Raw genomic sequence first — 12,040 nt, 5'->3', positions numbered from 1 at the left:
GCGTGCCGGCGTGTCAGGTATGCGCTTGCGCGCCGCTCTGCCGGGGCGGTGCTCGGGTCGACGCCGGCTGACGCATGGGCGCGGGTTCATTCGACCGAGCGGCTCGTTACGAAGCGTGACGCGAATGCTTCGAACGCATCGACGTCCGCGCCCGGTATGGGGGCCGGCGTATCGTTCGGGCTGGCGGCGCCCATCTGAACCAATTGGCAGTCGATCAGATGCCGTGCGCTCGGAAACTTAGACATCCTGGGCATGCGGTAGCGCAGCCTGAACAGCCTGGGCAGCACGCCGGGCGGTTTGCGCAGATCGTCGATTTTCTGTACCGTCGCATCGAACCAGAAACGCGACCACGCCGCTTGCTTGTCGCTGCGCGGCGCGGCGATGAACTCCGCCAGCACGAGCAGAATGTATGGAATGTCGCGCTGCGCGAGCGTCGGCCATGCCCATAGCTTCAATACGTCCGCATGCTCGATCGCGTGCGTGAAGCGCGCGATGCCGAAAGCCGAGGCTGTTTGCCGAATCGTGTGCAGATGCCGTTGCCACGACTGGAAAAAGGTCGCGCGCTGACGCCGGCCGCGTTCGTCGAGCGGCGGGCCGACCTGGGCGGCAAGCGGATTCGGTAGCGTGACATTGACGAGCGGGCAGCGCGCATGATTGCCGGTCAGGTGCGCGAAGCGGCGTGTGTGCGAACGGCCGCGCAATTGCACGATGTAGACTGCCTCCAGGCAGAGCGGACAGCGCGCCCACCCGTGCGGGACGGGATCCATTCGACAGAAATCGTCGATATGGATCAAGCGATCCTCGACCGGGTGCAGCGCATATTCGAGCATCGGCCGTGCTTTCATATCGGTGCCGGTTGGACCGGTGCGCGGCGCGGCGCGTCAACGCACGCGCCGCCGATCGGCCGCGACGATCAACGGGTTATCAACGGGATCAGCCAAGGTCGGTAGTATCCCTAATCAGACACGCGCTATATGACAGCTTGATGTGCATGAGCTGACGTTTCGTTTTCGCGGCACGGCGCGCCGCCGACGAATGCCGCCAATTCAGCGATCGGCGCCGAGTGACGCGCGCAGCGTATCCATGAGCCGCTGATAACGCGCTCGGATTTCGTCGCACGATGCGATGTTCTCGCTCGAGAATCGCTCGGACCACGCGGGCTGCCACGGATGTGTGCCGTGGCTGATCCGGTCGCCGTCGGCGCTCGTGATCGTCGATTTGATCCGCGCGTCGCGGCCTGCGCCGGAATGCGTGTCGAACAGCGCGTCGAGATAGGCTTGATACGCGCGGTAGACGTCATCGCCAAACAGATGGCGGTAGACGTGGATCGTTTGATCCAGTTCGCGCTTCGTGCGGATCACTTCGTCGGGCGTGATGTCCTTCCACGGGCCGACCCACGTGTAGAAACATAGCAGGCGATTGAGGCGCGGCGCGATGGTATCGTAGATCGCGAGCCGTTTTTCGATCAGCTTTTGATTCGTCCACTGAACGAATTCGAGCTGTTTGAGCCGGCGGCTGATGACCCAGCCGAGCGCGGTGACGGACAACGGCGTCAGGATCTCGACGCCCAGCTTGAGGACTTCCAGCGAATTCCATGGATTGTCCGGTGTCGGCATGCGTGCTCCTGGTCGAAAGGCCCACTATAGTCGATTCGGATTGGCCGTTGCGATGCGGTTTTTACGGCGGCTGAATCCCGCGCATCTTCTGATGCCCCGAGCGATAAACGGGCCGCGTCGCCCGTCATGTGTTGTGGCCGCGGGCTCATGTGCGTCTGTCGTTCAATGGACCGTTGCGGCAAGCGGATACGCCCGCCCATCATCAGATCGGCCGTTCAATCGATTGGCATAGCTGGCCGAGCATTGAATCTGCCCGCCGATAAGTTAAATGCCGGATTGCGTCGGCTGTGCGCGCGTATGGGAAAATCCCGAGCCGTGCCCTTTTTATGGTTCCACCATGCTGACCCCTGCCCGTACACCCGCCAGGAAGCGCGCCTCGCGCGGCACGCTCGGCAAGGAAGACTGGATTGCTGCCGCGACCGATCTGCTGATCGATGGGAGTGTGGAGGCGATACGGGTCGAATCCTTGGCCAAGCGGCTGCGCATTACCACCGGCAGCTTTTACTATCATTTCAAGGATCGCGACGACCTGCTGGCACAAGTGCTCGAGAATTGGCGCGAATGGGCGACTGCCCAGACCATTCGTCAACTGCAAGTAGGGCAGGCCGATCCTCGCCGAGTCATCGAGAACATGCTCGAATTGCCGTTTCATGGTTCGTCCGCGCGGCGTGCATCGATGATCGAACTTTCGGTGCGGATTTGGGCGAGGCAGGACGAAAGCGTTCAGCGCGTCGTCGACGCTGTCGACAAACAGCGCTTGGCTTACGCGCAGCGGTGTTTCATGGCATTGGGGTTGACGCCGTCGAAGGCGCGAGGCAAGGCATTCGCAACGTACAGTTATTTGATTTCACAGTCGATGCTGTGGCATGTCGGCGACGCGGCATATAAGAAAAAGATGCGCGAGTACATGCGTGAGGTCCTGCTCGGCGACATTTGACGGCTGAGCCCGGTAGGGCGGCGGTGTGGTGCCGTCTGTTGCAAGGCGAGGAGAAACTTGTCGAGATGAGCAACGGCGGCATTTGCGGCGCCTTTCACGAGTGCGAAGTGCGAGTATCGATTGATCGAGGCCTGGCGGCTCGCGTTCGCAGATCGGCTCGGTTATTTCGCGCCCGTTGAAGCAGCGCCAACATGATCGTGATGGCGCGCAACTCGTTCGAGGTTGCGCCGAGCGCTCAACCGCGTCACGGTTTTGATGCACGCAACCGGCGCATTGACCTGAAGAATTTCGAGTTCGCCGGCGATCGCTCGCTCGCTGCGCTGTTCGTGAACATCGAGCGGCACGAGTACGAGCAGCCGCTTCTTTTTGCCGTGCGTCGACCCATCGATAGCAGCGCCGGCCGAGCCGCGCCCGCAAGCGGGCGCGATAGCCGGCGCACTTCGGTATGGGCGCGGGTGTAACGCGTTGATATGAAAGAGGTTTGGCTCCGGGTGCAAAGTTTTGCTACAACCTTTTGCTTGGAGTGGCCGCCAAGACCTCCTATTCTGGCGCATTTACGAGATAACGGGCCGCCACGCCAATGCGCGGCTGCATCGATTGGCTACGAGGAGGTCACGCATGACGCGTTCCGTCGATTCCGGCATCATTTTTGTCGCGCGTTTGTTGCTTGCGTTGCTGTTTCTGTGGGGCGGCGCGACGAAACTGCTGGGCTATGGCGAGTTCGCCGGTTATTTGCGGGGGCTTGGCGTGCCGTATGGGCAGATCGTCGCGCCTGCGGTCGTCGCGCTCGAGGGGCTGTCCGGGCTGCTGCTCGTCGTGGGCTACAAGGTGAAGCCGCTGGCGCTGGTGCTGGCGTTCTACACGATCGCGACCGCATTGGTTGCGCACAATTTCTGGGATGCGACCGATCCTGTGCTGCAACACGACATGGTCATCCACTTCTGGAAGAACGTCGCGATTGCCGGCGGCTTCCTGCTGCTGTTCGTGACGGGCGCGGGCGGTGCGAGTATCGACGGCTTGCGGCGGCCGTCGTCGCCTTATGGCCATTTAAGGTAATGCGCCCGATCCGGGGGCGGGCGATTGGGATGGGCGGCGCGCGCCGTGGCGAATGCGAGCCTGGTGCGGCGCGCGGGCGGCGCAAGCAGGGTGCAACGCATCGTTGAATCTCCTGATTGGCGCGGTGGCTTCGCGCGCTGCCGCATCGAACGTCAATCTTCAAATTGGAAAACGGCCGGCGGTTAATGGCCGACGCGCTCGTGCTTAGAACGCGATGTTGGTGCGCAGTCCGACGACGAACGTGTTGCGCAGCGGCTGCGCAGGATCGGCCGGGTTCTGGCCCGCGCCCGCGTTGAACGTGTATTGCGCATCCACCTGCAATTGCCACCACGGCGCGAGTTGATACTGATACGTCGCCTCGAGCGCCGTTTCGCTCGTGCGCACGCCGTAAGGGCCGCCGGTGAAGCGCCGAAAGTCCTGATCGAGCGCGCTCGCGTGCGAGCCGACCTTGATGTACGTGACGGCGAGTCCGGCGCTGTCGTTATCGCGGCCTTCGAACGGCGCTTTCAGCACGATGCCCGCGTTGGCGGCCACGCTGACGAGGTTGCGCTCGCCGGGCGCGGCCATCACGCGCGCGAATACGCCGAGGCTTTTCGCGCCGGCGGGATCGGGGCGCCATATCATCTGGTCGGCGACCGCGTAGACGCTGTAATTGCCGTGATGCGGGCGCGCTACGCCTGTGGATGCCGGGTCCGCAAGCGACAGGCCGGCGTTGTCGGTCTGCTGGTCGGCGAAGCGGCCGTTGTGATACCAAACCCCGATCTTGTACGTGCCCGGCAGCCCGCCCGGTTTGCCGGTGTCCATTTCGCCGTCGGCCGGCTGGTTCAGCGCATATTGCAACTCGCCGATGAACAGCGTGCCGTTGTGCAGGTTGAAGTTCGTGCCGCTCAGGTTGTTCGGGTTGTTGCCGAGCGGATCGCCGTCGAACACGCCCGCGAGCGCGGTGAGCGACGGCGTGATCTTGCCGCGCAAGCGCACGCCGAGCGCCGACAGCGGATATGCGGGGCCGCCGTTGGGCATGTCGTATGACGGCAGCGCGGGCCAGCCGAACATCGTGTTGACGAACGTCTGCGCGTACTGGCTGACGATGAATTCCTGATCGAGACTTTGCTGGCCGATCTTCACGTCGACGCGCTGGCCGAGAAACGATTGCTGATACCACAGTTCCCAGAGGCGCGTCGTGTCCTGCGCCTCGATGCCGCTCGCGGTGTTCAGCGTGCCGAGGTTGGATTGGCTGAGGTTGCGGCCGTGAATTTGCAGCGCGCTCGCGTTGAACGTGCCGCCGGGCAGGCCGAACGCCTTTTGCGTATCCACGGTGAAGGTCGCGGTCGTGAGGCCGTCGTAGGTGCCGCCGCGGTGCAGGCCGCCACGCAGGTTCGCCAGATATTCGCTGGTTTCCTGCAGGCCCAGCGTGATCCCGTATTTGCCGAGCCAGGGGCGCAGCCCGCCGATGTCGCCGAGCAGCGTCTGGCGCGTCCATATGCTCGTCCATTGGGCCGCCGGCTTCGCGCTGATCGCCAGATTGGCCTCGGGCGCTTCGGGCTGCGCGTCCGGCGACGTGGCGGCAAACGCGGCCGAGCTGAACAGCCATGCGCACACGGCGGCCGCGCGGCGAGCGGTTGAGCGGGGGCGATGGTGCGTGAAGCGCCCGGCGGGCAACGCGAATAGCATGACGTTTCTTCCTCTTCGTCCTTTTGATCGTGCGAGCGGAGCGCGGCCGCGCGATGCGCGACGCAGGGTCGGCAATACGCGGAAAACGGCCGTGGTGCGCGCGCATCGTATGCAGGGTCGATATTGATGTCAATAAAAATGAGAATGATTCTCGTACATATTGCGTTCGGCAATGATATTTCTTACAAATCAAATACTTGACAGTCGAAATCGAAGGGAAAATGAAATATTAGAAGTAACAAAAGGGGCGGTGAGGCGGAATGATGCGTTCGACGAAACAAGCGCGGCCGGTTCAGCGGCGACGCGAATCGTTTCGAATGCGGTGATCGCGGTGGCGCCACGCCGCATTGCGCCACTGCGCCGCTGGAGCGGATGCCGGCTCGCGCCGATGCCCGCCGGCCGGGCGCGCATCCCGTCTCCGGATCGGCGCTGCGACATTGTCAGCCCGTCGCCGCGATTCGGCGGCAAGTGGGTGCTATGAGGCCGCTTCAGACGCTGGCCACGGCAGTACCTGAGAAAATGGGCGGTTGGTTGTCCGAAAGTGATCCCAGTAGAATCGGCGCGGTGGGTTCAACCCGCATTGGCAACCGAATACGGCTTTTCACTGTGATCACCACTCTCGAGCAACTGCAGGCTGGGCAACTGTTGGGTACGAGGCGGCTCAAGCTCGCTTGCGGCCTGACCGAATTTCCGCGCGAGATATTCGATCTTGCCGACACGCTGGAGATCCTCGATCTATCCGGCAATGCGTTGTCGACCCTGCCCGACGATTTGCCCCGGCTGCGCAAATTGCGCATCCTCTTTGCGTCCGACAACCGGTTCACGGCGTTGCCCGACGTACTCGGCGCATGCACGCAGTTGAGCATGATCGGATTCAAGGCGAATCGCATCCGCGAAGTCTCGGGTCGAGCGCTTGCGCGCCAGCTTCGCTGGCTGATCCTCACGGACAACGAACTGGAAGCGCTGCCAGCGGAAATCGGCCACTGTGCGTTGCTGCAGAAATTGATGCTCGCAGGTAACCGGTTGCGCGAATTGCCGGACGAGATGTCCGCATGCACGCGGCTCGAACTCGTGCGCCTGTCCGCTAACCGGCTAAACGCGCTGCCTGAATGGCTGATGCGCTTGCCGCGTCTCGCGTGGCTCGCGTATGCGGGCAATCCGCTTGGTCAGGCGCTGGAAACGGCGGCGTCGCACGATGCGTCGATTGCCGATATCCATTGGAATGCGCTGACGCTGGAGCAGAAGCTGGGTGAAGGCGCGTCGGGCGTCATTTACCGGGCGACGCTGCTGCATGGCGGCGGCGCAGCGCCGCGGCCGGTCGCGGTCAAGCTTTTCAAGGGCGCGGTGACGAGCGACGGCCTGCCGGATTGCGAAATGGCCGCTTGTATGCGCGCCGGCAGTCATCCGCATCTGATTCCGGTGATCGGCAAGGTAAAAGGCCATCCAGCCGATGCGCACGGCTTGGTGATGGAGCTGATCGATCCGGCATTCGCCAATCTTGCCGCGCCGCCGAGCCTGGAATCCTGCACGCGGGATCTTTATGCGGCCGACGTGCGATTCGATCCGGCCACGGTGTTCGAGATCGCGCACGGCATTGCTTCGGCCGCCTGCCATCTGCATCGGCGAGGCATCATGCATGGCGACCTGTATGCGCACAACATCCTGCATGGCGGCGCGGGGCGTGCGCTATTGGGCGATTTCGGCGCGGCGTCCTTTTATGACGCCGATGACCGGGAACTCGGGCTGGCGCTGCAACGGCTGGAGGTTCGGGCGTTCGGCTATCTGCTCGACGAACTGATCGAGCGGTGCGATGCCGTCCATGCGGGCGACATGGGCGAACTCGACGCACTCGTTGCGGCGTGCTTGAACGAAGACGCGCAGCGCCGGCCGCCGTTCGATGCGATCGTGCGTGCGTTGCTGGATTGGAAGAACGCGCGGTTGCCGGCGCGCAGCAACGGCCGCGCTGACGCGGCCGCGCGCCCGCAGCCGCGATGAAGTCATGGCGCGACGGCGTTCGCGTGGCCGCGCTTACTTCGATTTCATCTCATTTCTCGCACTGCACGTCCTGTTTGCGCACGGCGATGATCGCCGGGTATGTGCCGTGGTCGAGATCGACACGCGCGACCACGGCGATCGTATCGTTGTCGATCACGTCGTACACGCTGACGCGTTCGCGCCGAAAGGTCGTAATGCCGGTGCAGGCCGACGCGCGGCCTTCGTCGGAAACCCGGCATTGGAGCGGATTGTCCGCCAGGTAGCGATATTGATCCTTGAAGCGGCTCGCGAAGTATTCGTGAACGCTTCGCGCGGCGCCGCCGACGCCGGTGACATAACCGATCGCGCACGGCAGCTCGGCGGTGCTGTCGCCGGAAGTATCGGCCAGCGCGGTTGCGCTGGCGGTTGCGATGGCGGTTGCGATGGCGGTGGCAAATATCGAAACGAGGAAGGATTTCATGACGCGATTACGGTTGTCGTGGCGCAGTGCTGGATTGTAGGGGATCTGGTGGATCGACGAGCGCCGCATTGGGGCGAGGCCGGGCGCTTGTCGCGGCTCGTCGGCGGGCTTTCGGCATGCCGTATCGGCATTGCTTGCGGGCGGCGGATGAAGCTCGATAGTTATGCCGTATTCAAACAGGCGGATATTTTTGTCGAATGAACTATTCGACCGGATTGAATAAGTCGCAAACATCAGCGTGAGCTATGATCCATTTTGCTTGAGCGATGAGTGGGGCCGGGCTCGGGATCTGCGGTAGAAAATGTTCTTTTTTGCGTCTAATTATTTTGCGTGCGATGAAAAATAAAATATACGAATGGGCCGATATCCGTGATGACTTCAAGGAAATTTTGATCGTCGGGAATGGGGGAAGCATTGCCGTTCACGAGGGGTTTCGTTATTCGTCGCTATTCGAGACGGCAAAAAAACATGGGTATATATCGGAAGGCGTGCGTGATGTGTTTAATCATTTCGAAACGAACGATTTCGAATTTGTGCTCAGGCGTCTTTGGCATGCGAAGCTCGTCAGCGATGCGCTCAAATTGGAGAGCGAAAGAATATCGGAGGCTTATGAACTCGTTCGCGGCACACTGATCAAGACGATCGCGCATGTTCATGTCGCTTATGAGGATGCCGAACCTCATCTCGGCGCCATTGCGCGCTTCATGTCCGGCTTCCGGACTGTCGCGTCGTTGAATTACGATCTGATCGTATATTGGGCAGCGATGGTCGGAAACGACGAGATCGCCGGGCATCAATTCAAGGACGGCTTTGTCGAACACGATGGCACGGCGTTCACGTCCAATTGGCGGCGCTTGCAAGTGCCGCGCGGCGGACGGAATACAACGATGTTTTTCTATCCGCATGGCAATCTCGTTTTGAGCCGGCGATCGCGCGACGAGGAGCGGAAGATTCGCGCGCGAGCCGGGAAAGATCTGCTCAACTCGGTATTGACCGCATGGGAGACGGGGCAGGGCACGCCTCTTTTCGTTTGCGAAGGCGTAAGCGAGCACAAGATGCGCGCTATTTCCGCTTCGGTCTATCTCCAACAAGTGTTCCGCGAAGTGCTATATCAGCCGGAGGCCGTGGTGGCAATTTACGGCTGGAGCATGAATAAGCAAGAGGAACACATCATCAGGCAACTGGACGCGTGCAAGCCGGTCAGGGTTGCGGTTTCGGTGCGCAACGGCAATCAACAGTACATTCAACACGCCTATGAAATCTTCTCGAAAATGGGCGTGGTCGATATTCGATTTTTTGATTCGGCGAGCGCCGGTGCGTGGAATGTTCCCGAGCAATCCTAGGATAACGATGGCCGGGCGCGCCCGGCCGATGTGGTGCGTTGCGTCGGCTGGCGGCGTAACGCAATAAGCGGGCGCCGGGCGGTGCGCCAGCCGGCCGAACCCGAAGATGGCGGCGTGAGGCGCGCGCGCGTGGCACTGCGGCGGCGTGCAGCCGCCTTCCGCCATTTCACACGTCTATTGCGCGTCTTTCGCGAACAACACGGCTGCCGCGCCGAGCACGCAGATCGCCGCGACATACCACGCGGGCGCGAGCGGATTCGACTTCATCAGCAGCGACACGATGACGGGCGTCATGCCGCCGAACACCGCATACGAGACGTTGTACGAGAACGATATGCCGGAGAACCGCACGACCGCCGGGAAACTCTTCACCATCACGAACGGCACCGCGCCGATCGTGCCGACGACGAAGCCCACGAGCGCATAGAACGGCACGAGCCGCGTCGCATCGGCCGCGAGCTGGCCGAACAGCGCGTAATAGCAGAAGGCGAGCGCGAGACCGCCGGTCGACAGCACCGCCTTCGCGCCGAACCGGTCGGCGAGCGAGCCTGCGCTAACGCAGCCGGCCACCAGACACAGCGTCGCGACGCTGCTGGCGAACAGCGCATCCGCGGGCGCAATGTGAAACTGCTTTTGAATGAGCGTCGGCGTCATCAGAATCACGACGACGATTGCCGCGGACAGCATCCACGTCAGCAGCATCGACACGATCACCGCGCGGCCGTGATCGCGCAGCACCGCCTTCAGCGGAATCTCGGCCGCGAGCGTCTTTCTGGCCTTCATCTCGGCAAACACCGGCGTTTCGTGCAGCCAGCGGCGCAGATAGACGGAGAAGAGGCCGAACACGCCGCCGAGCAGGAACGGCACACGCCATGCGAACGCGCTGACTTCGGCCGGCGAGAAGTGGCGGTTGACGGTGGTGGCAACGAGCGAGCCGAGCAGAATGCCGGCGGTCAGGCCGGAAGTGAGCGTGCCGCACGCGTAGCCGATCCGCTGCGGCGGCACGTGTTCGGAGACGAACACCCACGCGCCCGGCACTTCGCCGCCGACGGCCGCGCCTTGCAACAAGCGGAACAACAGCAGCGCGAGCGGCGCGGCCAGACCGATGCTGTCGTAGGTCGGCAGCAGGCCCATCAGCAGGGTCGGCACCGACATCAACAGCACGCTCAGCGTGAACATCCGCTTGCGGCCGACGAGATCGCCGAAGTGCGCCATCACGACGCCGCCGAGCGGCCGCGCGAGATAGCCGGCGGCGAAGATGCCGAACGTCTGCAACTGGCGCAGCCAATCGGGGATGTCGTGTGGAAAGAAGAGCTGGCCGATCGTGGGCGCGAAGAACACGAAGATGATGAAATCGTAGAACTCGAGTGCGCCGCCCAGTGCGGCGAGGCTCAGGGTTTTATAGTCGCTGCGCGTGAGGGCACGCGGGGCGGCGCTCGAAACGGCGCTCAGGTCGGATGCAGGCATGGTTGGGCGATCAGGATTCGAATGATTGTGTACCGCGCGGACCGCAGCCCGGCGGCGGGTCTTGTCGTCGGACAGACAGTGCAACGCGCGGGATGGCGCACGGGACACGAACCGCGCGACGCCGGATGGGCGCCGCGCGGAGACGAACTGACGCAATGCCGGCGATTCTACAGGACGGCGGCGCGTGCGAATGCGGCGGTGCGGCAAATGCGGTGTGCCCGCGTCCCTACCGCTTCGATTCGACATCGGTGGAGAGTCTTTCCGGTGCGAATGCGCTCACTTGGCTGACGAAAGGCGAGAGCAAACGATCGGTGGCCCAGTTGCCAGCGGCGGCGGCGCTACGATCGTTCGCTTGCGGCGGGCGTCATCGGGGATCGTAGCCACTCTCGCCGCGGAGTGAGCATGGGAACCGCGGCGCTGATGGGTTGTTCATCCGGTGCCTGGAACAATAGCAGCCGGACGGCATTGCGCCGGCGCACGAGCGCTAACGAAACACGACGCGTCGGCCAGCGCTGTGAACTCGCCGTCCGGATGCGCGCCGAACGCGGCCGGGACGCCGGCATCGTTGTCGTGCGGCGCAGGACGGGGAAGCGTCATATCGCGGCCAGTCTGCATCCATTACCGCCGCCGTGCGACAAGCCGATGCACCCGCTTGCCGGAAGACCGGTTGACTGCTTCGGCATCGAGCAGGAATTCGGCATCGCCAAGGCCCTCCCTGACCCGCGCCGCGTCGAACTTCGCATAGAGGCGGCCAGCGGCATCGCGGGTGGAAGCCGACTCCGCGACTCGCCAGCTCAGATACAGCGTCCCCGCTGGCCTGAGCAGTTCGAACAGACGCGCACAGGCCCCGGCAACCTCCTCAGGCGGCAAATGCATGAGCACGGTTTCGCACAGCACGTTGTCATACTTGTCTTCGCCGATGGCCTCCAGCGCGGGCAGCGCGGCGCGCTTGAAAACCAGCGACGGGAAGGCGTTCGCGGCTTGCGCCAGCAGCCCTTCGGCTGCGTCGTAGCCTACCGCGGGAAAGCCGTGATCGTTTAGCCACGCGACGTCGCGGCCGGTGCCGCAACCGATGTCCGCCGTTTTGCCGCCTGGGGTGAAATAGCGCTGCAGGAGCGCGTACATGTCAGCCGGCGGCGGCTGGTCGCGCCACTCGGCCGCGAATCGGCTCGCGCCGCTCGAATAGGCTTCGATGGTCTGTTCGTCCATAGCCAATGCCTCCGATCAACAGGTGACGATGCCGGCCCGGTACGCGGTTGGATGCGGGATGGCGCGCTCGGCCGCATGGCCGTGATCATGGCGGTCGCCGCGTTGGGATGCAGCAGTAGTAATTTAGGCGCATGCCGTCCGGCGGGGAAGGCAAGTCGTTATCCCGGTATGGCTTATGACAGGTTTTGATTCGGCTGTCGCAGCAACCGTCGTAGCCCAGGCCGCCGGCCATGACGGAGCGCGTGCCGGCGCCGGGCCGATTGGGCACGGGCAGGGTTCTGTCCGT

The 12,040-nt window shown here is 63.0% G+C and carries 11 protein-coding genes; 5 read left to right on the top strand and 6 right to left on the bottom strand.

Translation table 11 applies throughout. The annotated features are described in order from the left end of the window. Positions 1 to 86: 86 nt before the first annotated feature. Both AQ611_RS23430 and AQ611_RS23425 read right to left on the bottom strand, forming a co-directional pair. A complete protein-coding gene (locus AQ611_RS23430; protein ID WP_069236241.1) occupies positions 87 to 830 on the bottom strand; it encodes a hypothetical protein in 744 nt (247 codons plus the stop codon). A 216-nt stretch (positions 831 to 1,046) separates the two neighbouring features. Continuing rightward, positions 1,047 to 1,616, bottom strand: coding sequence for a hypothetical protein (locus AQ611_RS23425; protein WP_069236240.1), 570 nt, complete (start codon positions 1,614 to 1,616; stop codon positions 1,047 to 1,049). Positions 1,617 to 1,884: 268 nt separating this feature from the next. On the opposite strand from AQ611_RS23425, the gene AQ611_RS23420 reads away from it, so the two are divergent. From AQ611_RS23420 to AQ611_RS23410, 3 genes are all read left to right on the top strand, one after another. Continuing rightward, entirely contained in the window at positions 1,885 to 2,553 is a 669-nt protein-coding gene (locus tag AQ611_RS23420) for a TetR/AcrR family transcriptional regulator (protein WP_083237529.1), read from the top strand. A gap of 191 nt (positions 2,554 to 2,744) precedes the next feature. Next, positions 2,745 to 3,014 (top strand): hypothetical protein, encoded by a 270-nt coding sequence (locus AQ611_RS23415; protein ID WP_069236238.1) that lies wholly within the window; start codon positions 2,745 to 2,747, stop codon positions 3,012 to 3,014. 157 nt (positions 3,015 to 3,171) lie between these two features. Further along, positions 3,172 to 3,609: a DoxX family protein gene (locus AQ611_RS23410; RefSeq protein ID WP_059520712.1), complete on the top strand. Its 438-nt coding sequence runs from the start codon at positions 3,172 to 3,174 to the stop codon at positions 3,607 to 3,609. Between the two features lie 204 nt (positions 3,610 to 3,813). Here AQ611_RS23410 and AQ611_RS23405 read toward each other — a convergent pair whose 3' ends face one another. Further along, positions 3,814 to 5,280: a carbohydrate porin gene (locus AQ611_RS23405; protein ID WP_069236237.1), complete on the bottom strand. Its 1,467-nt coding sequence runs from the start codon at positions 5,278 to 5,280 to the stop codon at positions 3,814 to 3,816. Positions 5,281 to 5,886: 606 nt separating this feature from the next. Here AQ611_RS23405 and AQ611_RS23395 point away from each other — a divergent pair. Next, entirely contained in the window at positions 5,887 to 7,275 is a 1,389-nt protein-coding gene (locus AQ611_RS23395; RefSeq protein WP_083237528.1) for a protein kinase, read from the top strand. 49 nt (positions 7,276 to 7,324) lie between these two features. Here the strand turns inward: AQ611_RS23395 and AQ611_RS23390 are convergent, their stop codons facing one another. Then, complete coding sequence (locus AQ611_RS23390) at positions 7,325 to 7,735, bottom strand: hypothetical protein (RefSeq protein WP_069236235.1); 411 nt, start codon at positions 7,733 to 7,735, stop codon at positions 7,325 to 7,327. Between the two features lie 335 nt (positions 7,736 to 8,070). On the opposite strand from AQ611_RS23390, the gene AQ611_RS23385 reads away from it, so the two are divergent. Further along, positions 8,071 to 9,078 (top strand): DUF4917 family protein, encoded by a 1,008-nt coding sequence (locus AQ611_RS23385; protein WP_069236234.1) that lies wholly within the window; start codon positions 8,071 to 8,073, stop codon positions 9,076 to 9,078. Between the two features lie 174 nt (positions 9,079 to 9,252). Here the strand turns inward: AQ611_RS23385 and AQ611_RS23380 are convergent, their stop codons facing one another. Both AQ611_RS23380 and AQ611_RS23375 read right to left on the bottom strand, forming a co-directional pair. After that, positions 9,253 to 10,545 carry an MFS transporter gene (locus AQ611_RS23380; protein WP_069236233.1) on the bottom strand — a complete coding sequence of 431 codons (1,293 nt, stop codon included), beginning with the start codon at positions 10,543 to 10,545 and terminating at the stop codon, positions 9,253 to 9,255. 618 nt (positions 10,546 to 11,163) lie between these two features. Beyond that, on the bottom strand, positions 11,164 to 11,754 hold the full coding sequence (locus tag AQ611_RS23375) for a class I SAM-dependent methyltransferase (RefSeq protein WP_069236232.1): 591 nt from the start codon (positions 11,752 to 11,754) through the stop codon (positions 11,164 to 11,166). Positions 11,755 to 12,040 lie beyond the last annotated feature (286 nt).

Source organism: Burkholderia singularis (assembly GCF_001718875.1).
Taxonomy (GTDB): domain Bacteria; phylum Pseudomonadota; class Gammaproteobacteria; order Burkholderiales; family Burkholderiaceae; genus Burkholderia; species Burkholderia singularis.
This window is presented reverse-complemented; position numbering and strand designations above follow the sequence as displayed.